Annotated in this window: 25 protein-coding genes; 3 read left to right on the top strand and 22 right to left on the bottom strand. The window is 68.1% G+C overall.

Going from position 1 to position 23,678, the window contains the following annotated elements; all coding sequences use genetic code 11:
* Nucleotides 1–5: 5 nt before the first annotated feature.
* From AC56KL_RS01075 to AC56KL_RS01095, 5 genes are all read right to left on the bottom strand, one after another.
* On the bottom strand, nucleotides 6–263 hold the full coding sequence (locus tag AC56KL_RS01075) for a formate dehydrogenase (RefSeq protein WP_497178306.1): 258 nt from the start codon (nucleotides 261–263) through the stop codon (nucleotides 6–8).
* A 19-nt stretch (nucleotides 264–282) separates the two neighbouring features.
* Nucleotides 283–984 (bottom strand): TorD/DmsD family molecular chaperone, encoded by a 702-nt coding sequence (locus AC56KL_RS01080; RefSeq protein ID WP_497178307.1) that lies wholly within the window; start codon nucleotides 982–984, stop codon nucleotides 283–285.
* Nucleotides 985–1,058: 74 nt separating this feature from the next.
* Nucleotides 1,059–1,184, bottom strand: a complete 126-nt coding sequence (locus tag AC56KL_RS01085) for a DUF2474 domain-containing protein (RefSeq protein ID WP_497178308.1) — start codon at nucleotides 1,182–1,184, stop codon at nucleotides 1,059–1,061.
* 17 nt (nucleotides 1,185–1,201) lie between these two features.
* On the bottom strand, nucleotides 1,202–2,221 hold the full coding sequence (gene cydB / locus AC56KL_RS01090) for a cytochrome d ubiquinol oxidase subunit II (protein ID WP_497178309.1): 1,020 nt from the start codon (nucleotides 2,219–2,221) through the stop codon (nucleotides 1,202–1,204).
* 1 nt (nucleotide 2,222) lies between these two features.
* Nucleotides 2,223–3,743, bottom strand: coding sequence for a cytochrome ubiquinol oxidase subunit I (locus AC56KL_RS01095; RefSeq protein WP_497178310.1), 1,521 nt, complete (start codon nucleotides 3,741–3,743; stop codon nucleotides 2,223–2,225).
* Nucleotides 3,744–4,196: 453 nt separating this feature from the next.
* Here AC56KL_RS01095 and fnr point away from each other — a divergent pair, with 453 nt between their 5' ends.
* Entirely contained in the window at nucleotides 4,197–4,961 is a 765-nt protein-coding gene (gene fnr, locus AC56KL_RS01100; protein ID WP_497178311.1) for a fumarate/nitrate reduction transcriptional regulator Fnr, read from the top strand.
* A gap of 127 nt (nucleotides 4,962–5,088) precedes the next feature.
* Here fnr and AC56KL_RS01105 read toward each other — a convergent pair whose 3' ends face one another.
* The 6 genes from AC56KL_RS01105 to AC56KL_RS01130 all read right to left on the bottom strand — a co-directional run bounded on the left by AC56KL_RS01105 (nucleotide 5,089) and on the right by AC56KL_RS01130 (nucleotide 10,355).
* Nucleotides 5,089–5,922 carry a metallophosphoesterase gene (locus AC56KL_RS01105; protein ID WP_497178312.1) on the bottom strand — a complete coding sequence of 278 codons (834 nt, stop codon included), beginning with the start codon at nucleotides 5,920–5,922 and terminating at the stop codon, nucleotides 5,089–5,091.
* Between the two features lie 153 nt (nucleotides 5,923–6,075).
* Nucleotides 6,076–6,705 carry a hypothetical protein gene (locus tag AC56KL_RS01110; RefSeq protein WP_497178313.1) on the bottom strand — a complete coding sequence of 210 codons (630 nt, stop codon included), beginning with the start codon at nucleotides 6,703–6,705 and terminating at the stop codon, nucleotides 6,076–6,078.
* Between the two features lie 156 nt (nucleotides 6,706–6,861).
* Complete coding sequence (locus tag AC56KL_RS01115; RefSeq protein ID WP_497178314.1) at nucleotides 6,862–7,290, bottom strand: VOC family protein; 429 nt, start codon at nucleotides 7,288–7,290, stop codon at nucleotides 6,862–6,864.
* Between the two features lie 122 nt (nucleotides 7,291–7,412).
* Nucleotides 7,413–7,913 carry a hypothetical protein gene (locus AC56KL_RS01120; RefSeq protein WP_497178315.1) on the bottom strand — a complete coding sequence of 167 codons (501 nt, stop codon included), beginning with the start codon at nucleotides 7,911–7,913 and terminating at the stop codon, nucleotides 7,413–7,415.
* A gap of 80 nt (nucleotides 7,914–7,993) precedes the next feature.
* The gene (locus AC56KL_RS01125) at nucleotides 7,994–8,521 is read right to left on the bottom strand and encodes a hypothetical protein (protein ID WP_497178316.1); all 528 of its coding nucleotides are present in this window, start codon (nucleotides 8,519–8,521) and stop codon (nucleotides 7,994–7,996) included.
* Nucleotide 8,522: 1 nt separating this feature from the next.
* Nucleotides 8,523–10,355, bottom strand: coding sequence for a DUF885 domain-containing protein (locus AC56KL_RS01130; RefSeq protein ID WP_497178317.1), 1,833 nt, complete (start codon nucleotides 10,353–10,355; stop codon nucleotides 8,523–8,525).
* Between the two features lie 75 nt (nucleotides 10,356–10,430).
* Between AC56KL_RS01130 and AC56KL_RS01135 the strand changes: the two genes are divergently transcribed.
* A complete protein-coding gene (locus AC56KL_RS01135) occupies nucleotides 10,431–10,655 on the top strand; it encodes a hypothetical protein (RefSeq protein WP_497178318.1) in 225 nt (74 codons plus the stop codon).
* A gap of 14 nt (nucleotides 10,656–10,669) precedes the next feature.
* Entirely contained in the window at nucleotides 10,670–11,425 is a 756-nt protein-coding gene (locus AC56KL_RS01140; protein WP_497178319.1) for a ThuA domain-containing protein, read from the top strand.
* A gap of 90 nt (nucleotides 11,426–11,515) precedes the next feature.
* Here the strand turns inward: AC56KL_RS01140 and AC56KL_RS01145 are convergent, their stop codons facing one another.
* The 11 genes from AC56KL_RS01145 to AC56KL_RS01195 form a co-directional block, all read right to left on the bottom strand.
* Nucleotides 11,516–12,034: a FixH family protein gene (locus tag AC56KL_RS01145; RefSeq protein WP_497178320.1), complete on the bottom strand. Its 519-nt coding sequence runs from the start codon at nucleotides 12,032–12,034 to the stop codon at nucleotides 11,516–11,518.
* Between the two features lie 14 nt (nucleotides 12,035–12,048).
* Nucleotides 12,049–13,467 carry a cytochrome c oxidase accessory protein CcoG gene (ccoG, locus tag AC56KL_RS01150; RefSeq protein WP_497178321.1) on the bottom strand — a complete coding sequence of 473 codons (1,419 nt, stop codon included), beginning with the start codon at nucleotides 13,465–13,467 and terminating at the stop codon, nucleotides 12,049–12,051.
* Nucleotides 13,464–14,411 carry a cytochrome-c oxidase, cbb3-type subunit III gene (gene ccoP, locus AC56KL_RS01155; protein ID WP_497178322.1) on the bottom strand — a complete coding sequence of 316 codons (948 nt, stop codon included), beginning with the start codon at nucleotides 14,409–14,411 and terminating at the stop codon, nucleotides 13,464–13,466. The genes ccoG and ccoP overlap by 4 nt, the downstream gene beginning before the upstream one ends.
* On the bottom strand, nucleotides 14,404–14,610 hold the full coding sequence (locus AC56KL_RS01160) for a cbb3-type cytochrome oxidase subunit 3 (protein WP_497178323.1): 207 nt from the start codon (nucleotides 14,608–14,610) through the stop codon (nucleotides 14,404–14,406). Before AC56KL_RS01160 ends, ccoP begins: the two co-directional genes overlap by 8 nt.
* Before the next feature lie 2 nt (nucleotides 14,611–14,612).
* Complete coding sequence (ccoO, locus tag AC56KL_RS01165) at nucleotides 14,613–15,233, bottom strand: cytochrome-c oxidase, cbb3-type subunit II (RefSeq protein ID WP_497178324.1); 621 nt, start codon at nucleotides 15,231–15,233, stop codon at nucleotides 14,613–14,615.
* Between the two features lie 14 nt (nucleotides 15,234–15,247).
* Nucleotides 15,248–16,708: a cytochrome-c oxidase, cbb3-type subunit I gene (ccoN, locus tag AC56KL_RS01170; RefSeq protein WP_497178940.1), complete on the bottom strand. Its 1,461-nt coding sequence runs from the start codon at nucleotides 16,706–16,708 to the stop codon at nucleotides 15,248–15,250.
* Nucleotides 16,709–16,948: 240 nt separating this feature from the next.
* Nucleotides 16,949–17,098: a cbb3-type cytochrome oxidase assembly protein CcoS gene (ccoS, locus tag AC56KL_RS01175; protein ID WP_497178325.1), complete on the bottom strand. Its 150-nt coding sequence runs from the start codon at nucleotides 17,096–17,098 to the stop codon at nucleotides 16,949–16,951.
* 2 nt (nucleotides 17,099–17,100) lie between these two features.
* Entirely contained in the window at nucleotides 17,101–19,539 is a 2,439-nt protein-coding gene (locus AC56KL_RS01180; protein ID WP_497178326.1) for a heavy metal translocating P-type ATPase, read from the bottom strand.
* Nucleotides 19,536–20,306 carry a sulfite exporter TauE/SafE family protein gene (locus tag AC56KL_RS01185; protein ID WP_497178941.1) on the bottom strand — a complete coding sequence of 257 codons (771 nt, stop codon included), beginning with the start codon at nucleotides 20,304–20,306 and terminating at the stop codon, nucleotides 19,536–19,538. The genes AC56KL_RS01180 and AC56KL_RS01185 overlap by 4 nt, the downstream gene beginning before the upstream one ends.
* A gap of 20 nt (nucleotides 20,307–20,326) precedes the next feature.
* The gene (gene hemN / locus AC56KL_RS01190) at nucleotides 20,327–21,832 is read right to left on the bottom strand and encodes an oxygen-independent coproporphyrinogen III oxidase (protein WP_497178327.1); all 1,506 of its coding nucleotides are present in this window, start codon (nucleotides 21,830–21,832) and stop codon (nucleotides 20,327–20,329) included.
* 117 nt (nucleotides 21,833–21,949) lie between these two features.
* Nucleotides 21,950–23,545 (bottom strand): methyl-accepting chemotaxis protein, encoded by a 1,596-nt coding sequence (locus tag AC56KL_RS01195; protein WP_497178328.1) that lies wholly within the window; start codon nucleotides 23,543–23,545, stop codon nucleotides 21,950–21,952.
* Nucleotides 23,546–23,678 lie beyond the last annotated feature (133 nt).

Here is a 23,678-nt window from a genome sequence, read left to right on the forward strand (position 1 = left end):
TGTGCTCACCAGTAGGCGGCGGTCTCGTAGTAGCGGCGAATGTGCTCGGTTTCGTGGTAGCCGCGCTTGACCTGCGGCGCGGCCGGCGCCGGGGCCGGGGCGTCGGCGGCGCCGGCACTGCCGGCCACCACGGCCAGCGCGCCGAGCGGCGCGGCTTTCAGGAAGCTGCGGCGCGCCGGGTCGGGCCGGCCGGCTCCGGCGTCCTGTGCCCCATCCTGCGCCTGATCCCGTGCCTGGTCCTGTGCGTGCGGATGCTGTTCCATGTCCCTGCCTCTCGTTCCGTCAAACCGTTGATTCGTCGAGCGCTTCCCCGACCTCGAAGGCTTCCGCTTCGATGGCGAGGAAGGCGCCGGCCAGCCGTGCGACCAGCCGGTAGTAATTGGCGCCATCGGCGCCCGAGATATCGGCCAGGCAGCGCGCGTGCCAGGAGCCGATGTGGGCGTCGAAGAAGGCGCGCTGCTGCGCGAGCGGCTGGCGGGGAATGCCGGGGGCGCCCGCGACCAGCACGCGCATCGTTTCGCACACGGCGCCCAGGTGGTCCTCGAATTCGCCGGCGCCGCGCATCCGCCCGATGCCCAGGCGGGCCAGGTCGGCGCGCAGTTCGGCCAGCGGCGTGTCGTTCAGGAAGCCTGCCAGGTAGCGCGAGCCGTAGGGGTTGACCGGCGGCGTGCCGACGCTGACGAAGAGCGCGTCGAACTCCTCCGAGACGGCTTGCGGATCCATGACGCCGGAGGCGAGGCTCAAGGCTTCCCAGGCCTGCTCGAGGGCCGGCTCGCCGCCTGCGGACAGGATGGGATCGGCATGCGCCAGCGCCTCCAGCAGGCCGGCGTCGGGCGCCGCCAGCAGCAGGCGCGACAGCAGCGCGTACAGGTCGGCGCGCGCCTGGTCTTCGCCCGTCAAGGGAAGCGCCACGGCGCCTTGTGCGCCCTCGTGCAAATGCGGTGCGGCGGCACGGTCGATCTGCGGCGCGTCGGCGTGGGACACGGTGCTGTCCTCCTGTTGGCAAAGGGTCGCTTGCAGTGTAGTCTTCCCTCGCGGCGGGCCGCGCACGGTTGCGGTCAGCGCATGCCGAGGGCATGCATGATGGTCCGGATCACGTAGGCCACGGCCGCCAGCGTAAACACGCCGCCCAGCCAGAGGGCCGCCAGCCAGCCGAGCCGCCGCATCCATTCGCGTCTGCCCACCCTGCGCCGGCGGTCCATCAGTGATACCCCGCGTCGGCCTTGACCTTGCCCCGGAATACCCAGTAAGACCAGCCCGTGTACATCAGGATGATGGGCAGGATGAACAGTGTGCCGACCAGCGCGAAACCCTGGCTCGACGGCGGCGAAGCGGCTTCCCAGATCGAGATCGCAGGCGGCACGATGTGTGGCCAGATGCTGATCGCCATGCCGCTGTAGCCGAGGAAGATCAGGGCCAGCGCCGCAACGAAGGGCACCCGGTGCGGCAGGCTGTCGCCCTGGCCCTTGAGCGAACGCAGCAGGAGCACGATGAAGACCAGCACCAGCACCGGCACCGGCGCCAGGAACACGATGTTGGGGAAGCTGAACCAGCGTTCGGCCACGGCCGGGTCGCGCCACGGGGTCCAGATGCTGATGACGACGATCGCGCCCAGCAGCATCAGGGCGAAGGGCCTGGCCACCTGCACCATGCGCGCGTGCAGCTCGCCCTCGGTCTTCATGACCAGCCAGGTGGCGCCCAGCAGGGTGTAGGCGATCATCACGCCGACGCCGGCCAGCAGCGGGAAAGGCGCGATCCAGTCGAGCGGCCCGCCGGCGAAGCTGCGTCCCGACACCGCGATGCCGTCGAGAAAAGCGCCCAGCGACACGCCCTGGAAGAAGGACGCCGCCACCGAGCCGCCGATGAATGCCTTGTCCCACAGGTGGCGCTCGTGTTCCTTGGCCTTGAAGCGGAACTCGAACGCCACGCCGCGGAACACCAGGCCGATCAGCATGAAAATCAATGGCAGGTACAGGCCCGACAGGATGATCGAATAGGCTACCGGGAAGGCCGCCAGCAGTCCCTCGCCGCCCAGCACCAGCCAGGTCTCGTTGCCGTCCCAGACCGGCGCCACGGTATTCATCATGGTGTCGCGGTCGCGCTTCTTCGGCGTGAACGGAAACAGCAGGCCGATGCCCAGGTCGAAGCCGTCCAGCAGCACGTACATGAAGACGGCGAAGAAGATGATGATCGCCCAGATGACGGTGGTGTCGATGCCCATGTCAGCGCTCCGGCTTGTTGTCGTCAGGGGACGCACTGCCCGGATCGCCCTGGCGCATCCCGGCATGCCCGCCGAGCTGGTCCGGGACGGCGCTGCCTTCGTCATTGTCGTTCTGTACGTCGGCCGCCGACAGCGGCCGCATCGGCGTGCGTCCTTCGCCGGGCCCTCCCTCCGGCGCCTTGTGCAGTTCGAAGCGCTGCGGCCCCTTGCGCATCATGCGCAGCAGGTAGCGGGTGCCGGTGCCGAACACGAACAGGTAGGCGACCACGAACAGCGCCAGCGTCAGCCCCAGGGTGCCGGCGCTGTGCGGCGAGACCGCGTCGGCCGTGCGCAGCACGCCGTACACGACCCAGGGCTGGCGCCCGACCTCGGTCGTGGTCCAGCCTGCCAGGATGGCGACCAGGCCCGCCGGCCCCATCCACAGCGCGAAACGCAGGAAGGGACGGCTGGTCCAGAGCCGCGCCTCCCCTCCCCGCTTCCGCCGCAACCACAAGCTCCAGGCCCCCAGCGCGATCATGAGCAGCCCCAGCCCGACCATCAGCCGGAAGCTCCAGAACACGATCAGCGAGTTTGGCCGGTTTTCACGCGGAAACTCCTTGAGCCCCGGGATCTGCCCGTTCCACGAGTGGGTCAGGATCAGGCTGCCGAGGTGCGGGATGCCGACCGCATACTTGGTCCTTTCCTCTTCCATGTCGGGCACGCCGAACAGCAGCAGCGGGACCGCCTTGTCCCCTTCGTTCTGCCAGTGACCCTCCATCGCGGCCAGCTTGGCCGGCTGGTGCTTCAACGTGTTCAGACCGTGGAAGTCGCCCACCACCGCCTGGATCGGCGCCACGACCAGGATCATCCACATGGCCATCGACAGCATCTTGCGCACCGCCGGGTTGTCGCGCCCCCGTAGCAGTTGCCAGGCCCCGGCGGCGCCCACGATCAGCGCCGTGCACAGGTAGGCCGCGATCACCATGTGCAGCAGGCGGTAGGGAAAGGAGGGATTGAAGACGATCGCCAGCCAGTCGACCGGGACCATGCGCCCGCCCTCGATGGCATAGCCCCGGGGCGTCTGCATCCAGCTGTTGGCGGCCAGGATCCAGGTGGACGAGATCAGGGTGCCGACCGCCACCGCGCAGGTGGCGCCGAAGTGCAGCCCCGGTCCGACCCGGTTCCAGCCGAACAGCATCACCCCGAGGAAGCCTGCTTCGAGGAAGAAGGCGGTCAGCACCTCGTAGGACAGGATCGGCCCCAGGATGCTGCCGGCGAACTCGGACAGGTAGCTCCAGTTGGTGCCGATCTGGTAGGCCATCACGATGCCCGACACGACGCCCATGCCGAAGGTGACGGCGAAGATCTTGAGCCAGTAGTGGTAGAGGTCGACGTAGACCTGGCGTTGCGTCCGGAGCCAGCACAGTTCGAGCACGGCCAGGTAGCTCGCCATGCCGATGGTGATCGCTGGAAACAGGATGTGGAAAGACATCGTGAACGCGAATTGGATGCGCGCCAGATCCAATGCGGACATATCGAACATGCAGGCTCCTCGTTGGCGTAGTGCGTGCTTGTAGTGCGTCCCTATTAGTGCGTGCTTGTAGTGCGTGCTCGTAGTGCGTGCTCGTAGTGCGTGCTCGTAGTGCGTGCTCGTAATGCGTGCTTGTATCGCGTGCTTGTACTGCCCGACGGGGCTCCCGTAGCGTGACCAGAATCTAGCACGCGCAGCCCGCGCGCACGCTTGGCAGTGTCGTTTTGATACGCCGTTGGCGCGTGCATGTCCGGCTCGAGGCCACGAGGCGGCGCTGTAGGGCCACCGTTAGCTTTCGCGCCTGAACCTTTTCTTAGCGTCAGAAATCGGAAGCAACCCCTGTCACCGCCGGATAGCGCAGGGTGGCCGGCCTGGCCGGTGAGCTTTCCTTCCTGGAGTAAAAAGAAAACGGGGAACCCGGACTGCCGTCTATAATGCTCCCGTCCGCACTCCGTTCTCCCCGCCATGAACCAAGCCATTTCGCTCCCTGGCGAAGCGCCGATCAGCATCCAGGCCCTCAAGACCAGCTGCGGCAACTGCAGCATGCACCAGCTGTGCCTGCCGATGGGACTCGAGGACGCCGACATCAACCGCCTCGACCAGATCATCGGCCGCCGCCGGCGCCTGGCGCGCGACGAGCGCCTGTACGCGGTGGGCGAGCCCTTCCGCAACCTGTACGCGGTGCGCTTCGGGCATTTCAAGACCTACCAGGTGAACGCGGCCGGCGAGGCCCAGATCACCGGTTTCCAGATGGCCGGCGAACTGCTGGGCATGGACGCGATCAGCGGCACCCACCACTGCGACGCCGTGGCGCTCGAGGACAGCGAAGTGTGCGAGATCCCGTTCTCGCGCCTGGAAGAGCTATTCGGCCAGGTGCCGGCCCTGCTGCGCCACTTCCACCGCATCATGAGCCAGGAGATCACGCGCGAGCAGAACGTCATGCTCCTGCTCGGCAACATGCGCGCCGAGCAGCGCTTCGCCGTGTTCCTGGTCAACCTGTCGGCGCGCTACGCCGCGCGCGGCTATTCGCCGCACAGCTTCCAGCTGCGCATGTCGCGCGAGGACATCGGCAACTACCTGGGACTGACCATCGAGAGCGTCAGCCGCCTGCTGTCGCGCTTCAAGAAGCAGGGCTGGCTGCAGGTGGACAAGCGCGAAGTCACCCTGCTCGACCCGGCCAAGCTCAAGGCGCTGGCGGCCGGCACCGACGTCTGCAGCCCGATGGGCTGAGAACCTGTCCCGGCAGGGATCGAGTCGCCGTCGGCGCGCCTGTTCGAGTGGTGCTGCGTTGCTCGTCGCCCAGCTGGCAAACCCGTGGCCGGCCTTGCATCGCCTGCCCTCATCATAGCGCCAGCCTCTAGACCTCGATCACCAGCTCCGGCCGGTATCCTTCCTGTTCGCCCTTGCTCAGGTAGCCCAGCGGATTGGCGACGACGCGGCAGGACCACGCGCGGCCGTCCTCGACACCCTTGACCACATAGTCGTTGGCGCAGTGCAGGTGCCCGTGGATCCAGACGTCGGCCTGCGGGAACAGCGCGTCGAGCGCATTGCAAAAGCCCGCGGTGCCGGGAGTGAGGCCGTAGCGCGGGTCGGCGCTGTGCAGGCTGGGGGCGAAGTGGGTCACCACCACCGTGCTGCCCTCGAACGGGGCCGCCAGCGCCGCGCGCAGCCAGCGCTGGCAGTCGAGCGACAGCGCGCGGATGCCTTCGGCCAGCAGCTTCTCGCCGTTCCTCAGGGTGGTGTTCTTCGACAGGTAGTAGTTGGCCGCGCGGAAGGCCTTGTCGCGCCGCTGCAGCTGTTTCGTCAGGTCCTGTTCCTGCAGCGCGAGCGCATCGAAGTCGCTCCACAGCGTCGTGCCGACGAAGCGCACGGCGCCGATCGTGATGGTCTCGCGGTCCAGCCATTCGATGCCGAGGGCGGCACAGGTGGCGCGCAGGCGCGCGTAGGCCTGGTCGAATTCGAGGCCGTCGAATTCGTGGTTGCCGGGGATGTAGAGCACGCGCGCAGGACCGGCGCCGGGCCGCAGGGGCGAAAAGCGCTCCAGGCCGAAGTCGTCGGTCAGCAGGCGCGAGCCGGCCTGGTAGGAGCCGATATCCCCCGCCAGCACCACCACGTCGGTGTCGGGCCGGAGCTCGGGGACGAAGTGCGGGTAGCGTTCGAGGTGCAGGTCGGAGAAAAGCTGGATGCGCATGGTCGGCGCAGTATAGCGGCTTTCGCCGCCGGGCCGCGCTGGCCCCTCCAATTCCGTGGGGGCTGGGCGCGGCGCAGGCGCTGGTGGGCAGCGTCGACAGTATGGGAAGATGAAATCAAGGCAGGCGGATGCCCAGGAGCGAATCCTTGCCGTTCAGGGGAAGGCCCGCAATGCCTTCCCTTCCGCATCATACATCGGCGTGAAGGTATAGCCGTACGCCTTGACGCTGGCCGGATAAGGCGTATGGGTCTCGCCCTTGCCCTTGAAGCGGCCGATGCGCGGCGCCTTGTCCAGACACTCTTCGTACTCCGGCGTGCCGACCGAGCACAGGATGCGCACCACGATGTTGCCCTCGCCGGTACTGGCGAAGCCGCTCATGGTCTTCCAGGTCCCGGTCTGGCGCACTTCCACGATGTCGCCGGCGCGCAGGCGCCGCATGTGGTCGGGAACCACAGCGCCGGTCATGAAGGCCAGCTGGCCGGACTCCATCCACAGCATGCTGCCTTCGGAGTTCGACATGTTGAAACGGATGACCCGAAGTCCGAACTCGGGCGTGCCCGGCTTGATGTGCTGGACGTACAGCTGGTTGCGCGCCATCCGGTTGTAGCGGCCGGCCCATTCCTCGTCGAAAGCGACCCAGCCGGCGATGTTCCGGCCGCGCATCTCTGCGGGCAGGTCCTGGAAGCCGTTGAACACCTGATTGCTCATTTCGGTAACCGGATTGCCGGCACATCCCGACACCAAGGCCGCGGCTGCGGCCAGTCCCATCCACTTCATCATCATGCGCGTTCATTGCAGTTCATCGAAGCAGCATTGTACGAGCTGAGTTTCCGGCAAGCAACTCAGTATGCATGATGTGATGGGGTGACGCTCAACCTGTTTGCAGCATGCCGATCCCGTAGGGGCAGGATAGCGGCCTTCGCCGCCGGGCCGGCCCCGTCAGAACGTGACGCGCACGGCAGGCGCGCTTCGCTTCGCCGCGCCGTGGTAGACCGCTTCGATATTGTTGCCGTCCGGGTCGAGCACGAAGGCGCCGTAGTAGCCCGGATGGTAGGCGCGCTCGCCGGGCCGGCCGTTGTCCCTGCCGCCGGCGGCGAGGGCCGCGTAATAGAAGGCGTTCACCATCTTGCGGTCGCGCGCCTGGAAGGCCAGGTGGTGGCGCCCGGTCAGCACGCCCTGCGCCGCTTCGCTGGTACGGCTGGACACGAACAGCTCGTCGGCCCAGAAGTAGTCCTCGCCCTCGCCGCCGAGCGGGATGCCCAGCATCTCGAAGACGGCGGCGTAGAACCTGCGCGACGCGGGCAGGTCGCGCACGACCAGCTGGATGTGGTCGATCAGGCGGCCGCGGTAGAGTTCCTGTGTTTCCATGCTGTGCTCCTGTGGAAGAAGGTCACGAAAGTCGGCTGTGCGACGGCAGTGTAGGGGCAAAGCGCTGCCGGGGCAACGCTTGTCCCAAGGCTATTCGCACACCGGCGGCGCGAGTATGCGCGCTATCGGTATTCCCATATAGGACCTGAGAGTCCTGAATGATCGGGCCGGGTCCGCTCCCACGGGGGCAAGGGGACGGCGCCGCTCGTCCACGGTCCGTTCAGCCGCCGTTCGACGTAGTACAGCCAGCGGTCGTCCTTGATCGGCTGGCCGCCGACGGTGCGGACGCGTTCGAAGCTGCGCCGCGTGACAGGCGGCCCGTAGAACACGAGGTAGGTCTCACCGACCGTGAATACCGGATGTATCTGGCAATCGGAGTCGTTCATCAGGCGCCCGCCTCCCGGCTGCCAGAAGGCCGGGTCGCGATGGTCTTCGGCATGCTGGCGATTTTCCGGTGGCGGGTTGGCCCGCACCGCCAGGCTGAAGCGCGTCCGGTACGGCCCCCTCAGGCGCTTGTGCACGACGAAGTCGTAGCGCACGCCGCCATTGTCGAGCAAGGTCGCGCCGGCCACCCTGGCTAGCGAGATATCGGTCGCCCCCGCGATCTGCTCGTTGACGCCCATGAGCTGATGGGACGGTGGGGCGAAGCAGGCATGGCCGCTGCCGGACCACAGCGCCGCGACGACGAAGGCGGCGCCTGACCTCACGGCGCCGGTCCCGCGCCCAGCTTTTCCTCCACGTAGAGCAGCCACTTGTCATGCGCGTAGCCTGGCCCGGTGCCGGCATCGAGCCGCTCGAAGCTGCGCCAGGTGGCGGCCTGGTTCATGAACATCAGGTAGCTTTCGCCGAGCCGGAAGGCGGGCCGCAGCACGCAGTCGCCTTCGTTCGTCAGCCTGCCGCCGCCGCGTTGCCAGAATGCGGCGTCGCTGTGGTCCGGCGAACCCTCGCGCTCCTGGTAGTGGCCGACTGCCCGGCCGCTGACGGAGAACTCGTGACGGTCCGGGCCCAGCAGCCGCTTCTCGACGACGAAGTCGTAGCGCACCAGGCCGCCGCCGAGGTCGGCGACGTGCGCCACCTTGGCCACCGAGACGTCACGGGCGCCGGCGATCAGTTCGTCCGGTGTGACCAGCTGCGCCATGGGCGGCGCCCGGCAGGCCTGGCTGGCCGGCGCCAGCCCCAGCCCCAGCATCATGGCCAGGGCGACGCCGCGGACGTGGCGTGCGGCGCGCACCTCAAGCCTTCTTCTGCCTGGTGATCCAGCTGTCCACCAGCTCGCCCAGCACGTCCAGCGGCACCGAGCCGGCGCCCAGCACCAGGTCGTGGAAGCCAGGCAGCGAGAACTTCGCGCCCAGCTCCTTCTTCGCCTTTTCGCGCAGCTCGATGATGCGCAGCATGCCGATCATGTAGGCGTTGGCCTGGCCCGGCCAGGCGACGTAGCGCTCGACTTCCTGGGCGCCGATGCCGTAGTCGATCGCCTGCTGGCGGGTCCAGCCCTTCGAGTGCAGGCCGGTGTCCACCACCAGGCGGCGGGCGCGGAACAGTTCCGAACCGAGCGCGCCCAGCAGGCCGGGCACGTCGCCTTCGTACCAGCCCTGCTCCACGGCGAGGCGCTCGGTGTACAGGGCCCAGCCCTCGGCGTGGGCGCTGCCGCCGCTGAAGATGCGCTGGCTGCGGAATTTCGGAATGCCGGTCAGCTCCTGCTGGATCGCCAGCTGGAAGTGGTGGCCCGGCACGGCTTCGTGGTAGGCCAGGCTGCGCATGCGGATCATGTCGAAGGTCGGGCCGCGCAGCGGCACCCAGAAGATGCCCGGGCGGGTGCCGTCCGGCGCCGGCAGCGAGTAGTGGGCGGCGGCCGAGGGCTCGGTGAGCGGCGGCTCGCGGCGCACTTCGACCGGCGCGCGCGGCTTCAGGTTGAACAGCGAGGCGCTCCTGCGCTCGGCGTCCTTCACCATCTCGCCGTAGCTGGCGATGATGCTTGGCCTCGGGTCGCCCTCGCCCTTCGGCTGGAAGCGCGCGTCGAGCTGCTTCATGCGGGTCTCGATGTTGCCCTCGGTGAGCCCGAGCGAACGCAGGTGGCGGTCCATCTCGCCTTCGATGCGCGCCACTTCGCGCAGGCCGATCTCGTGGATCTCCGTCGGGGTGAGCCTGGTGCTGGTGAAGTTCTCGACCGCGCGCGCATACGCCGCGCTGCCGTTCGGCAGGCGCGAGATGCCGGCCACGTCGCCGGTGCGCGGGTGGAGCTCGCGCATGAATTCCTGCACCCGCACGTAGGACGGACGGATACGCTCCTCGACGATGCGGGCGGCGCGCGCCAGCGCGGCGCTGCGCACGCCCGGGTCCAGGCCTTCGATCGCATCAAGGCGCTGGGCCAGCGAGGTGACCAGCACGTTCTCGCTGGCGGCCGGCTTGAGGAAGGTGTCGACCTGGTACTGGGCGCGCTCGAGGATGAAGCGCGGCGGGATCAGGGATTTGGCGGCCGCCGCGCGGGCGCGCGCCAGCGCTTCGTCCATGCGCGTCCCGACCTGCTCCAGGCGCGCCAGGTAGCTGTCGACGTCCTGCGCGTTGCGCAGCGGATGGGTGGTGGTCATGAAATTGACCAGGCCGACCTGCACGCCGCTGAACTGCGAGAAGATGAAGGAATGGTCCTCGAAGGGCTCGTTGGCGACCACGTTCTGCAGCGACCAGCGCATGACGGCAGCGGAGACGCGCTGGTTCTCGTCGAGCGGACCGGCCATCCATTTGTCGAGGCGGGCCAGGCCCGTCTTCGCCAGGGCCTGCACCTTCTGGCGCTGGGCTTTCGTCAGCGGCGTCAGTTCGCGGTCCAGTTTCGCCTGCACGGGGCCGCTGAAATACTGGGTCGCGGTCGCCAGCTGCGGGTTCATGCGCACCCAGTCCTCGGCGAACTTCTCGGCCCAGGTGTCGAAGGCCTTGTTCGGCTTGACTGCGGCGGCTTGCGCGGCAGGCGCGGCGTGCGCCGCGGCCGGCATGGCGGCGAAGGCGATCGCGGCCGGGATGAACAGGGCGCCGATGACGGCGCGCAGGGAGCGCTGGCGGTGGGATGGCATCGTGGTCTCGTTTCCTTGTTGAATTCGGTTCGGTCGACGGCGCCGGGCGCCGTATTTGCCGCCAAGGAATCTAACATGGAAATGACCGAATCAACAATTCGCTCGCAGGATGAGGAGCCGCCAGGCAACTCGGTGCTAGACTGGCCACGCCTGCTCTCCTCACCAATCAGGATGCGATTCCCACTTTCGGCACGCGCCGGCGTGCGGCCGCAGGAACAGGAGCTGCTGAGCAGGGAAGCAGCGTTGTCGCCGCCATGGCCCAGTATTGGAAATATTCTTTCACCAATCAACGAAAAATGAAATTTTCTTTCATAATGTCCGGTTTGCTGGCGGGAGCCTCCCTGCTCCCGCTGCAGGCGCACGCGGGACAGTTCAAGGTCCTCCTGTTCACCAAGACCGCCGGCTGGCACCACGACGCCGTGCACGCGGGCGTCAGCGCCGTGCAGGAACTGGGCAAGCTGCACGATTTCGACGTGTTCTGGACCGCCGACGCCGGCCGGGTGATGAACGACGCCGAGCTCTCCAAATACCAGGCCGTGGTGTTCCTGCTGACCACCGGCGACGTGCTGGACGATGCGCAGCAAGCCGCCTTCGAGCGCTACATCCGCAAGGGCGGCGGCTTCGTGGGCGTGCACAGCGCCTCGGATACGGAATACGGCTGGCCCTGGTACACGAAGATGGTGGGCCACATGTTCCGCGTGCACCCTGCCGTGCAGACCGCCGTGCTGCAGGTCCGCGAGCGCAACTTCCCCGGCATGGAGCGCTTCGCCCCGCGCACCCTGTTCACCGACGAGTGGTACGAGTTCGGTCCCGCCACGTCCGGCAAGCTGACTTACCTGCTCACCGTGGACGAATCCACCTACCGGCCGGAGACGGTCTGGCCGGACCGCCAGGGCAAGGGCATGGGCGCCTTCCACCCGATCAGCTGGTACCAGCCCTACGACGGCGGCCGCGCCTTCTACACGGCGCTGGGCCACCTGGCCGCCACCTACCGCGACCCGACCTTCCTGCACCACCTGTACGGCGGCATCTACTGGGCGGCGACGGGGCGCGGCTTCAAGGCCGATTGACGCAGGCAGCGGCCGCTCGCCAACGAGGATGCATCGGAGCGGGACCGTCCTCGCCAGGCGCTGCCGGCCGCCGCCATGACCTCGATCATCCTAGTCCTGGTCCGCCACGATGCGCAGCGCATTTTGTTTGGCCGGGCTCCAGCTGCCGGCCAGGCGCCACTCACGCGCGCCGCCTTCGACGACCACCTGCCAGTGGGTCGGCTCCAGCGCCGGCGCCTGCGCCGCGAACCGCCCCTGCGCATCCGGCAGGGCCTCGAGCACGCGGTCGCGGCCAGGCTGGGTCGGGTGGGCGAGGCGGATGTGGAACGGCGCCGCGACCGGCTTGCCGAAGCTTTCCAGCCGCCCGGTGATGCGCCCTGCCCCGGCGTCGTGCACCGCCTCGAAGGCAAGGCCCAGGCGGGTGGCCGCACGGTCGCGGCGCAATTCCTGGTTGATGGCCTTGCCCTGCTTGTAGTAGTCGCCGACCACCATCGCGTCCGGACGGCTGGCGGCCAGCCACATCATCAGGATCCCGCCGACCAGGACCCATACCGGTCCGATCATCAGCAACCACGGCCAGCGGTGGCGGTACCAGGGAGCGCTGGGCTCCAGGCTCGCATGCGTTTGCATCTGCTTCTCCTCCTTCACTTCGGAACGATGAATGCGGCTTCCTCGGTCACCGTCAGCGCCCTTCCCTCGCCGGATGCGAGCGTGAAGGCGATGCGGTTCGAACCCGGCTTGCCCGCGCCGCCGGGGACACGCACCCGGACCGGCACGGCGCGGGTAGTGGCCGCGTCGATCGCGATCAGGTCCTCCTCCACCACGCTGGCGGATGGAATGCCGTCCACCGTGATGCGCAGCCGCTGCGCTTCCTCGAGCGTGTTCATCACTTGCAGGCGGTAGACGTTCTCGATCATCGTGTTTCCGCTGCGCTCGTCCACGACCTCGCGGCCCATCGAGCCGCGGTCACGGATCACGTCCAGCTTGAGCGGGTTGCGCAGCGCCAGCGAGCTCACCATCGCCGTGCCGAGCACGGCCAGCACCACCGAGTAGACCAGTACGCGCGGGCGCAGCACGCGGCGCCGGATCCGGGCCAGGCTCCAGTCGCCGGCAAGCGCGTTTTCCGTCGCGTAGCGGATCAGGCCGCGCGGCCGACTGACCTTGTCCATCACGCCGTTGCAGGCGTCCACGCAGGCCGCGCAGCCGATGCACTCGTACTGCAGGCCCTTGCGGATGTCGATGCCGGTCGGGCAGACCTGCACGCACATGCTGCAGTCGATGCAGTCGCCGGTCTTTTGCTCCGCCTTCCGGGCATCCGGGCGCGCGTTGCGCGGCTCTCCGCGCGCCGCGTCGTAGGTGACGATCAGCGTGTCCTTGTCGAACATCACGCTCTGGAAGCGCGCGTACGGGCACATGTACTTGCAGACCTGCTCGCGCAGCCAGCCGGCGTTGCCGTAGGTGGCGAACCCGTAGAACAGCACCCAGAAGCTTTCCCAGGGACCGAGGCCGAACGTCGCGATGTCGAAGCTCAGCTCGCGCACCGGCGTGAAGTAGCCCACGAAAGTGAAGCCGGTCCACAGGGCCACCAGCCCCCAGGCTGCATGCTTGCCGCCCTTGCGCGCGATCTTTTCCAGGGTCCACGGCTGGCGGTCGAGGCGGATGCGGCTGCTCCTGGGGCCTTCGATTTTCCGCTCGATCCACAGGAAGATCTCGGTGTAGACCGTCTGCGGGCAGGCGAAGCCGCACCACACCCGCCCCGCCACCGCCGTCACCAGGAACAGCCCGTAGGCGCACAGGATCAGGAGCGCGGCCAGGTAGATGAAGTCCTGCGGCCACAGGATCAGGCCGAACAGGTAGAACTTGCGGCTGGCGAGGTCGAACAACACGGCCTGGCGGCCATGCATCTCGAACCACGGCAGGCCGTAGAACAGCAGCTGGGTAAGCCAGACGCAGGCCCAGCGCAGCGAGGCGTAGCGGCCCTTGATCTCGCGCGGATAGATCGCCTCCGGCGCAGCGTACATGCGGATCACTGCCTCGCGCGGGGCCTGGGTCTGGGTAGTCATTGTGCGTCAGCCGTCACGATCGGTTTCGCCGCGTGCGGGTTCGACAGGCTCCACACGTAGGCGGCCAGCACGTGTACCTTCTCGTCGCCGAGGAACTCGCCGAAGGCCGGCATGGTATTGGTGCGGCCCTTGCGGATGGTTTCCATCACGGTATCCGGGCTGCCGCCGTACAGCCAGACCTTATCAAGCAGGTTGGGCGCCCCCATGGCCGGGTTGCCCTCGCCCTTGGCGCCATGGCAGGCCACGCAGGCGGCGAATTTCGGCTTGCCGAAGGCGACCTTGATCGGGTCGGCGCTCAGGCCCGACAGGTTGCGCACGTAGGCGGCCACACTCTCGATGTCCTTGTCCGAACCGAGCGCCGCGCCCATCGGCGGCATTGTACCGACCCGGCCGTGCATGATGCTCTGCTTGATCACGGACGGGTCGCCGCCGTGCAGCCAGTCGCTGTCCGCCAGGTTCGGGAAGCCCTTGCTGCCGCGCGCGTCCGAGCCGTGGCACTGGGCGCAATAGGTCAGGAACAGGCGTTCGCCGATGGCATGGGCCTGGGGGTCGCTGGCGACCGCCTTCAGGTCCTGGTTCGCGTATTTCGCGAACAGCGGGCCGAAGTCCGCTTTTGCCTGCTTCAGCTCGGCCTGGTATTCGCCGCTGGAATTCCAGCCCAGCTTGCCGGCATAGCTGCCCAGGCCCGGATACAGCGCCAGGTAGGCGAAGCCGAACACGATGGTGAGCCAGAACAGCACGATCCACCAGCGCGGCATCGGCGTGTTCAGTTCGGTCAGGTCTTCGTCCCAGACGTGGCCGGTGGTGGCGTCGTGCGTGCCGTCGGCGCGCAGCTTGACGCGGTAGGTCGACTGCGACCACAGCAGGATACCGCAGCCGAGGATCGACAGCACCGTGATGACGGCCACGTACCAGTGCCAGAACGCGTTGAAGAAATCAGCCACGGTCGCTCTCCCCTGCTGCTTCAGCCTCGTCTGCGAAGGGCAGACCTGCAGCCTTGTCGAAATCGCTGTCCTTGCGCAGCAAATAGGTCCAGCCGACGATGCCCAGGAAGGTGGTGAAGCTGACGACCGTCATGACGCTGCTGGCGTCGTCGAGCATGTTGATGACGCGTACCGCGTCCAAAGCTTGTTGGAGTTCCATATTCAATTCCTCGTCTTGATCTGGGTGCCCAGGCCCTGCAGGTAGGCGATCAGGGCGTCCTGCTCGGTCTTGCCGTCCACCTCGCCCGGCGCGGCCGCGATCTCGGCCTCGCTGTAGGGCACGCCGAGGCGGCGCATCGCGCGCATCTTCGGGATGATCTCGTTCGGGTCGAGCTTTGCGCCGGCGAGCCACGGGTATCCCGGCATGTTCGATTCCGGCACCACGTCTCGCGGGTTGTCGAGGTGGGTGCGGTGCCACTCGTCGCTGTAGCGGCCGCCCACGCGGGCCAGGTCCGGGCCGGTGCGCTTCGAGCCCCACTGGAAGGGGTGGTCGTAGACGAATTCACCCGCCACCGAATAGTGGCCGTAGCGCTCGGTCTCGGCGCGGAACGGACGGATCATCTGCGAGTGGCAGTTGTAGCAGCCCTCGCGGATGTAGACGTCGCGGCCCGCCAGGCGCAGCGGCGAATAGGGTTTCAGGCCCGCCACCGGCTCGGTGGTCGACTTCTGGAAGAACAGCGGCACGATCTCGACCAGGCCGCCGAAGGAAATCACGAGCAGCACCAGGCCGATCAGCAGCCAGGGGTTCTTCTCGATCCATTCATGCGTAAACTTCGTTTTCATTGTGAGCTCCGGGTTCAGGCGTGCGCAGCTTCGGGCTGCGCGGCGTGCAGGTGTGGTGTCGCAGGGCCGGTCGGGATCAACGCGTCCACGCTCTTCGTTCCGCTCAGCGTCTTCCAGGTGTTGAAGGCCATGATCGCCATGCCGGACAGGTACAGGAAGCCGCCCATGAAGCGGATCACGTAGTACGGATAGGTGGCCTTGACGCTCTCGGCGAAGGTATAGGTCAGGGTGCCGTCCGGGTTGACCGCGCGCCACATCAGGCCCTGCATCACGCCGGCGATCCACATCGAGGCGATGTAGAGCACGATGCCGATGGTCGCCACCCAAAAATGGGTTTCAACCAGCTGCATGCTCCACATCTGCTTCTTGCCGGCCAGGCGCGGGATCAGGTAGTAGATCGAGCCCATCGTGATGAAGCCGACCCAGCCCAGGGCGCCGGCATGGACGTGGGCGACGGTCCAGTCGGTGTAGTGCGACAATGCATTGATGGTCTTGATGGACATCATCGGCCCCTCGAAGGTGGCCATGCCGTAGAAGGACAGCGAGACGATCAGGAACTTCAGGATCGGGTCCGAACGCAGCTTGTGCCATGCGCCGGACAGGGTCATGACGCCGTTGATCATGCCGCCCCAGGACGGCGCCAGCAGGATCAGCGAGAACACCATGCCGATCGACTGGGTCCAGTCGGGCAGCGCGGTGTAGTGCAGGTGGTGCGGGCCGGCCCACATGTAGGTGAAGATCAGGGCCCAGAAGTGCACGATCGACAGGCGGTACGAATACACGGGACGCTCGGCCTGCTTCGGAATGAAGTAGTACACCATGCCGAGGTAGCCCGCGGTCAGGATGAAGCCCACCGCGTTGTGGCCGTACCACCACTGGATCATGGCGTCCTGCACGCCGGCATAGGCGGAATAGGACTTCATGGCGGACACCGGCATCACCGCGCCGTTCACCACGTGCAGGATGGCGACGGCCAGGATGTAGGCGCCGAAGAACCAGTTGGCCACGTAGATGTGCTGCACGCGGCGCTTGATGATGGTGCCGAAGAACACGACGGCATAGGCAACCCACACGATGGTGATGAGGATCGCGATCGGCCATTCGAGCTCCGCGTATTCCTTGCCGCGCGTGAAGCCCATCGGCAACGAGATCGCGGCCGACACCAGCACCGCCTGCCAGCCCCAGAAGGTGAAGCTGGCGAGCTTGTCCGAGAACAGCCGCACCTGGCAGGTGCGCTGCACCACGTAGTACGAGGTGGCGAACAGGCCGCAGATGCCGAAGGCGAAAATAACGGCGTTGGTGTGCAGCGGACGCAGGCGTCCGTAGCTCAGCCAGGCGATGTCGAAGTTGAGCGCGGGCCAGGCCAGCTGCGCCGCGATGAAGACGCCGGCAGCCATGCCGATCACGCCCCAGACCACGGTCGCGACGGCAAACTGGCGCACGATCTTGTAGTTATAATTCAGACTGGTGTCCAACATGCTCTCCTGAAAATACCTTGATGGATGACAATCAGGAGTGTCGTTTTTTGGACGGTAAAAATCCTTGATGTGAATCAAATTGTCCAGCATCAACTAAGGTATGCAACAGAACCTTGCGACCCGGTGCGCGACAGGTTTGGCCAAGGCCGCCGGCAGTCATTGCCGCCGGCGGCGGGAATGACGCGCAGGGACCAACGGTGGCTCGTTCAGCGTGTGCGGGTCCAGTGGTGCGGCCAATTACATCGGCCGGTCTTCGTCCACCAGGATCCGCATCCCCGGCCCTTCCAGGTCGTCGAACTGGCCGCTGTCCGCCGCCCCGAAGAAGATCCACACCGCCAGCGCGACCAGGATCACGCTGAGCGGAACGAGCAGGTACAGGGCTTCCATCGTCAATCCTTTCGCAGGCGCAGTGCGTTGAGCACGACGATCGCCGAACTGGCCGCCATGCCGATGCCCGACAGCCACGGGTTGAGCAGGCCGGTGGCCGCCGCCGGGATCGCCGCCAGGTTATAGACCGAGGCCCAGACCAGGTTCTGGCGGATGATGGCCAGCGTGCGGCGCGCGGTGTCGGCCGCATCGAGCAGGGGCAGGAGGCTGTCGCCCAGCAGCACGCCGTCGGCATGCACCTGGGCCAGTTCGGCGCCCTGCCCCATCGCGAACGACACGTCGGCGCCGCGCAGGACCGCGGCGTCGTTGACGCCGTCGCCCACCATCGCCACCACCGCCCCCTCCCTCTGCAGCCTGGCCACGAAGGCGAGCTTCTCGGCCGGCAGCCGTCCGCCCACCACGTTGTCGATGCCGACCCGGCTCGCCACCGCCTGGCTGGCGGCCTGGTCGTCGCCGCTCAGCAGGATCACGGTCTTGCCGCTGTCGCGGAAGCGCCGCACCACCTCCGCGGCTTCCGCGCGCAGGCCGTCCGCCATGTCGAAGCGCGCCAGCCAGCTGCCTTCGCAGCCCAGCCAGGCCATCGAGGTGCCTGGCGGTCCGGCAAAGCGCGCCGCGCCGCCGGCCAGGCCGGCAACGTACTCGGCGGTGCCGATCCGGTACGGCACGCCGTCGATGCTGCCCTCGATCCCGCGTCCGAGCTCGGCGCGCAGGCCCACCGCCTGCAGGCCCGGACGCGCGATCGCGTTGCGGATCGCCACCCCGATCGGATGGGAATTCTCGGCCTGCAGCGCGGCCGCGATGCGCAGGCACAGGTCGCCGTCGAGCGGGCCGACCGGCAGCACCTGGCGCAGCACCGGGCGGCCCAGGGTCAGGGTGCCGGTCTTGTCGAACACGATATGGGTGGCGCGCTCGAAGGTTTCCAGCGTATGCGGGGCGACGGCCAGCACGCCGCGGCGCAGCAGCCGGTCGGTGGCGGCGGCCAGGGCGGTCGGGGTGGCCAGCGACAGCGCGCAGGGACAGGTGACGACCAGCACGGCGATGGCGGCGGGCCAGGCGCGCGCCGGGTCGACCGCGCTCCACACCAGGTAGACGGCCACGGTGAGCGCGAGCAGCGCCAGCACCGACCAGGCGGCCACGCGGTCGGCCCACAGGGCCATCGCCGGCTTGCCCTGGCCGGCCCGTTCCACCAGGCGCACCAGCATCGCCAGCGTGCTGTCGCGCGCCTCCGAGGTGATGCGCACCACCACTGCCTGCCCGGCATTGACGGCGCCGCCCGGCAGGCTGTCGCCCGGTCCCATGCGGCGCGGACGGCTTTCGCCGGTCAGCAGGGAGAAATCGATTTCGGTGCTGCCTTCGACCACGGCGCCGTCGGCCGGCAGCGCGTGGCCGGGCTTGACCAGCACCAGGTCGCCCACCGCCAGGCTGGTGGCGGGCACCAGCTCGGTGTCGCGCGCGGCCGGGTCGCCGCGCAGGCGCAGGCTGGACGCCGGCACGCCCCGGCGCAGCGCATCGAGCGCCTGCGTGGCGCGGCGGCGCGCGCCCAATTCCAGGTAGCGGCTGCCGAGCAGCAGGAAGATGAACATCGTGATGGAATCGAAGTACACGTCGCCCTTGCCGCTTGCCAGCGCGGCGGAGCTCCCCCCGAACGCGGCGGCGATGCCCAGGGCCACCGGCACGTCCATGCCGGGCACGCCGCGCCGCAGGTCGCGCCAGGCCCCGGCAAAGAAGGGCAGCGCCGAATAGAACACGGCCGGCAGGGTCAGGGCGAACGAGGCCCAGCCCATCAGGGCGGCCATGTCGGCGTCCATGGTCCCGTCGTCGGCCAGGTACACGGGCACCGCATACATCATCACCTGCATCATCGCCAGCCCGGCGACGAACAGCTGGCGGAACAGCGTGCGGCGCGCACGCTCGAGCCGTTCGCCATGGCGCTGCGCATCGTAGGGCGCGGCGCCGTAGCCGATGGCGCGCAGCGCGCGCAGGATCGCGCTGGGCCGGCACAGGGCCGGATCCCAGCGTACGAACACGCGTCCGGCGGCGACGTTGAGCGCGGCCTCGTGCACGCCAGCGAGCTGCCTGAGGCGGCGCTCGACCAGCCACACGCAGGCGCCGCAGCGCACGCCCTCGATCGAGAAGTTGCCTTCGCCATCCATGCCCATCCCGTCGGCCAGCGCCAGCTCGGGGTCGTCCGCCCCCTTCGCCCCCGCGGCGCCGGGAGCGGCAAATTCGGTGCGCACGCTGTAGTAATCGGCGCAGCCGCCGGCGACGATCGCTTCGGCCGCGGCGGCGCAGCCGGGGCAGCACATGCTGCGCGGCGCACCGTCGACCCGCGCCTGCCAGCGGCTGCCGGCCGGGACCGGCGAGCCGCAGTGGAAGCAGCCGGCGCCGGCGGCGTGCATGGCGGGCGGCGCGGCCGGCGTGGCGGCAAGTACGGCGCTCATCGCACGGCTCCCGGTGCGATGCAGAGCATGTCGATCCAGCTCGACAGCGAGCCGCCGGCGGCGCGCCACAGGCCTGCCATGCCGAAGGCCAGGATCAGCAAGCCGCAGGCCAGGCGCACACGGCGCAGCCCGAGCAGCGCGCGCAGCCGCACCCCGGCCAGGCCGATCGCGGCCAGCATCGGCAGGGTGCCGAAGCCGAACGCCAGCATCACCTCGGCGCCACCCAGCGCGGAACCGCTCAGCATGGCGGTCACCAGCACGCTGTAGACCATGCCGCAGGGCAGCCAGCCCCACAGCGCGCCGGCGGCGAACATGCGCCCCGGCGAATCGATCGGCCCGATCCGGCCCAGCCCGGCGGAGATGCGGCGCCAGAGCAGTTGTCCACCCTGTTCCAGCAGGGCCAGCCCGCGCCAGGCGTCCATCAGGTACAGGCCAAGCGCCACCAGCATCAGGTTGGCGGCCACGTAGGCGCCGGCCTGCAGCGCCGGCAGGCCGGCCAGCAGGGCCGCGCTCCCGGCCGCGCCGCCGGCCAGCGCGCCGGCCGTGGCGTAGCTGGCGATGCGTCCTGCATTGTAGGCGGCCACGTAGGCGGCCCCGTGGACGGCGGCGGGCGCCGTCACCGTCCGCACCGGCACCGGGAAGGCGCCCGTGCCGGCGGCGCGGCGGGCCACCGACAGGGCCCCGACGATGCCGCCGCACATGCCGGCGCAATGGACGCTGCCGAACAGGCCGACCAGGAAGACGGGAAACAGGCTGATGCCGCTCATCGCGTACTCGATCGGGAAATTCACACGGTTTGCGAATGGCGCGGACCCTGTTCGCGCGCGGCGGCCAGGTAGCGGTCGAACACCATGCACACGTTGCGGATCAGGAGCCGGCCCTTCATCGTGACGGTGATCCAGTCCGGGCCGACGCTGACCAGGCCGTCGTCCTCCATCAGGCGCAGCTGCGCCAGTTCCGGCGCAAAGTAATCCTTGAACACGATCGGGAAAGCCTGTTCCAGCGCCGGGATCGACACCTCGAACTGGCACATCAGCTTCTGGATCAGGCTGCGGCGCAGCGCGTCGTCCATTCCCAGGCGGATGCCGCGCGCCACCGGCAGCTCGTTCTGGTCGAGCAGGTCGTAGTATTCCTCGAGCGTCTTGACGTTCTGGCTGTAGGTCGCGCCCACCGCCCCGATCGCCGACACGCCGCAGGCCACCAGGTCGGTATCCGCGTGGGTCGAGTAGCCCTGGAAGTTGCGGTGCAGGCGGCCCTGGCGCTGGGCCACGGCCAGGTCGTCGCCGGGCTTGGCGAAATGGTCCATGCCGATGTAGACGTAGCCGGCGGCGCCCAGCCGCTCGATGCACAGTTGCAGCATCTGCAGCTTGGTGTCGCTGGATGGCATGTCCGCTTCCACGATGCGGCGCTGCGGCTTGAACAGGTGCGGCATGTGGGCGTAGTGGTACATCGCAATGCGGTCGGGGCTGGCCGCGATCACCTTGTCGATGGTCTGGCGCATGCTGTCCAGGGTCTGCTTCGGCAGGCCGTAGATCAGGTCGATGCTCACCGAACGGAAACCGGCGGCGCGCGCGGCCTCGATCACGGCCCGTGTCTCTTCCTCGGGCTGGACGCGGTTGACGGCGCGCTGCACCTCCGCGTCGAAATCCTGCACGCCCAGGCTGATGCGGTTGAAGCCCTGGCGGCGCAGGGTGTGCACCCGTTCCGGCGTCACCGTGCGCGGGTCGACTTCGATCGAATACTCGCCCGCCTCGTCCGGCGCGAAACGGAAGTTGCGGCGCAGGTGGGCCATCAGGTCGTCCATCTGCGCGTCGCTCAGGTAGGTGGGCGTGCCGCCGCCGAAGTGCAGCTGCTCGACCTCGTTGATACCGGCGAACAGGGCCGCCTGCATGGCGATCTCGCGCTTCAGGTAGGCCAGGTAAGTCGCCGCCTTGTCGCGTTTTTTCGTGACGATCTTGTTGCAGGCGCAGTAGTAGCAGACCGTATCGCAGAACGGGATGTGCAGGTAGAGCGACAGCGGGCGCCCTCCGCCGCGGGTGCGCAGGCCGGCGACGGCGTGCAGGTAGTCGCGGTAGCCGAAATCGGCGCCGAAGCGGTCGGCGGTGGGGTAGGAGGTGTAGCGCGGGCCGTTCTTGCCGAGCCGCTTGAGCAGGCCGGCGTCGAAATCGACGCTGGGGGCGCCTGCCGGGGCGGCCAGGATCGGGATCACGGCACTGGCCGCAGTCGTGGAGATCGCGCCGGATGTCGAGGTGGAGCTTGCCGTGGCCGTGGCCGGTGTTGCTGTTGCGTACATGTCAATCAACTCCTGCTGCTGCCGGTTTGCGGAACTGCAAACCGGCTTGAATAGCATGCAGTTTATTGATCAGCGTCTTCTAAATCCTTGACTTGCATCAAATACGGACCAGTATGCTCAAGGCGCACGGCGGACCGGCAGGATCCCGCCGCTGACGGCCTGGCGGCCGCCGAACCTGAACACCGACAGCGCCTGCACCAATTGGCTGGCTTCGTCGGCCACGCTGGCCGAGGCGTTCGCCGACTCCTCGACCATGGCGGCGTTCTCGCGCGTGATCCCGTCGAGCTGCGCCATGGCCGCGTTCACCTGGGCAATGCCGGCGCCCTGGTCGCGGCTGGCGCCGGTGATGCCGTTCATGATCGCCGCCGCCTCGTGCACCGAGTCCACCACCTCGCGCATGGTCTGGCCGGCGTCGCCCACCAGCACATTGCCTTCGCCGACCTGCTGTACCGATGCTTCGATGAGGGACTTGATCTCCTTGGCAGCCGCGGCCGAGCGCTGGGCCAGGCTGCGCACTTCGCCGGCGACGACGGCAAAGCCGCGTCCCTGCTCGCCGGCCCGGGCCGCCTCGACCGCCGCGTTGAGCGCCAGGATATTGGTCTGGAAGGCAATGCCGTCGATCAGGCCGATGATATCGACGATACGGGTGGCGGAAGTGCTGATCCGTTCCATCGTGGCGCCCACCCGGCCGACCGCCTCGCCGCCGCGTCCGGCGACGTTCGACGCCGCCATCACCAGCGCGTCGGCGCGTACAGCGCTGTCGGTGTTCTGGCCGGCCGCCGCCGCAATGTGCGCCAGGCTGCCAGCCGTGCGCTCGAGGCTTGCCGCCTGGGCCTCGGTGCGGCTGGCGAGCTCCCCGTTGCCGGTGGCGATCTCGCGGGCCGCATGCTCGATCGAGGCCACGTTGCGGCGCACGTCGCCGACGATGGCTTGCAGGTTGATGTTCAGCTGGCGCAGCGCCAGCTGCAGGCGGCCGATCTCGTCGTTGCGCCCTCCCCCTTCGCAGGGATGGGACAGGTCGCCGCCGGCCAGCGCATAGACCGCGGCGGTTGCCTCGCGCAGCGGACGCGCGATGGTGCGGTGCAGTTCGGCCCAGGCCGCCAGCGTCGCCAGCACGCCCGCGCCGGCCAGCAGCTTCCACACGGGGGCGTCGACTGCCAGGCCCAGGCCCGCCATCAGCACCGACTGGCTGCCCATCATGATGCCCAGCCGGCGCGACAGCGGCAGCGCGCGCAGCGCCTCGAGGCGGGCGCGCCAGCCGAGCCGCACCGGGACGCCGCGGCGGATCGCCACGCCCTTCGCCTCGCCGGCGAGCAGGCTGCGGTACAGCGCCCCCGCGGCCTCGACCTGGGCGCGCGTGGGCGCCGTGCGTACCGACATGAAGCCGGTCACACGCCCGTCCTCCTTGATCGGCACCACATTCGCCACCACCCAGTAGAAGTCGCCGTTCTTGCGGCGATTCTTGACCAGTCCGGTCCACGGTTCGCCCGCCTGCAGCGTCGTCCACAGGTCGGCGAAGGCCTCCGGGGGCATGTCCGGGTGGCGCACGATGTTGTGCGCCTTGCCGAGCAACTCGTGCTCGCTGAAGCCGCTGACTTCGACGAAACTCGGATTCACATAAGTGATGCGGCCCTTGGTGTCGGTTTTCGACACGATGGACTGGCCTTCTTTCAACAGATACTCGATGCCGGTTACCGGCAGGTTGCTGCGCACGACGCTCTCCTTGTTGCCCAATGGCAAAATTTCAGCGCACGATTCTAGCAACGGTCATTCTAAAAATTTTTGACTTGGATCAAGTTCTACCGAGTCCGCCGCGGTGGTTGCCGACAATAAGCTTGATGTTCGA

The sequence above is a fragment of the Telluria sp. ZB4P34 genome, from assembly GCF_059686055.1.

Excerpts from the sequence above, each read along its gene's own strand:
- ccoO (WP_497178324.1), bottom strand. The coding sequence starts at position 15,233 with ATGAAAACGAAGTTTACGCATGAATGGATCGAGAAGAACCCCTGGCTG.
- AC56KL_RS01095 (WP_497178310.1), bottom strand. The coding sequence starts at position 3,743 with ATGTTCGATATGTCCGCATTGGATCTGGCGCGCATCCAATTCGCGTTC.
- AC56KL_RS01140 (WP_497178319.1), top strand. The coding sequence starts at position 10,670 with ATGTCCGGTTTGCTGGCGGGAGCCTCCCTGCTCCCGCTGCAGGCGCAC.
- cydB (WP_497178309.1), bottom strand. The coding sequence starts at position 2,221 with ATGGGCATCGACACCACCGTCATCTGGGCGATCATCATCTTCTTCGCC.
- AC56KL_RS01115 (WP_497178314.1), bottom strand. The coding sequence starts at position 7,290 with ATGGAAACACAGGAACTCTACCGCGGCCGCCTGATCGACCACATCCAG.
- AC56KL_RS01120 (WP_497178315.1), bottom strand. The coding sequence starts at position 7,913 with ATGGGCGTCAACGAGCAGATCGCGGGGGCGACCGATATCTCGCTAGCC.
- AC56KL_RS01075 (WP_497178306.1), bottom strand. The coding sequence starts at position 263 with ATGGAACAGCATCCGCACGCACAGGACCAGGCACGGGATCAGGCGCAG.
- ccoG (WP_497178321.1), bottom strand. The coding sequence starts at position 13,467 with ATGACTACCCAGACCCAGGCCCCGCGCGAGGCAGTGATCCGCATGTAC.
- hemN (WP_497178327.1), bottom strand. The coding sequence starts at position 21,832 with ATGTACGCAACAGCAACACCGGCCACGGCCACGGCAAGCTCCACCTCG.
- AC56KL_RS01130 (WP_497178317.1), bottom strand. The coding sequence starts at position 10,355 with ATGCCATCCCACCGCCAGCGCTCCCTGCGCGCCGTCATCGGCGCCCTG.
- AC56KL_RS01135 (WP_497178318.1), top strand. The coding sequence starts at position 10,431 with ATGGAAATGACCGAATCAACAATTCGCTCGCAGGATGAGGAGCCGCCA.
- AC56KL_RS01160 (WP_497178323.1), bottom strand. The coding sequence starts at position 14,610 with ATGGAACTCCAACAAGCTTTGGACGCGGTACGCGTCATCAACATGCTC.
- fnr (WP_497178311.1), top strand. The coding sequence starts at position 4,197 with ATGAACCAAGCCATTTCGCTCCCTGGCGAAGCGCCGATCAGCATCCAG.
- ccoS (WP_497178325.1), bottom strand. The coding sequence starts at position 17,098 with ATGGAAGCCCTGTACCTGCTCGTTCCGCTCAGCGTGATCCTGGTCGCG.
- AC56KL_RS01105 (WP_497178312.1), bottom strand. The coding sequence starts at position 5,922 with ATGCGCATCCAGCTTTTCTCCGACCTGCACCTCGAACGCTACCCGCAC.
- AC56KL_RS01110 (WP_497178313.1), bottom strand. The coding sequence starts at position 6,705 with ATGATGATGAAGTGGATGGGACTGGCCGCAGCCGCGGCCTTGGTGTCG.
- AC56KL_RS01180 (WP_497178326.1), bottom strand. The coding sequence starts at position 19,539 with ATGAGCGCCGTACTTGCCGCCACGCCGGCCGCGCCGCCCGCCATGCAC.
- AC56KL_RS01145 (WP_497178320.1), bottom strand. The coding sequence starts at position 12,034 with ATGCAAACGCATGCGAGCCTGGAGCCCAGCGCTCCCTGGTACCGCCAC.
- AC56KL_RS01185 (WP_497178941.1), bottom strand. The coding sequence starts at position 20,306 with ATGAGCGGCATCAGCCTGTTTCCCGTCTTCCTGGTCGGCCTGTTCGGC.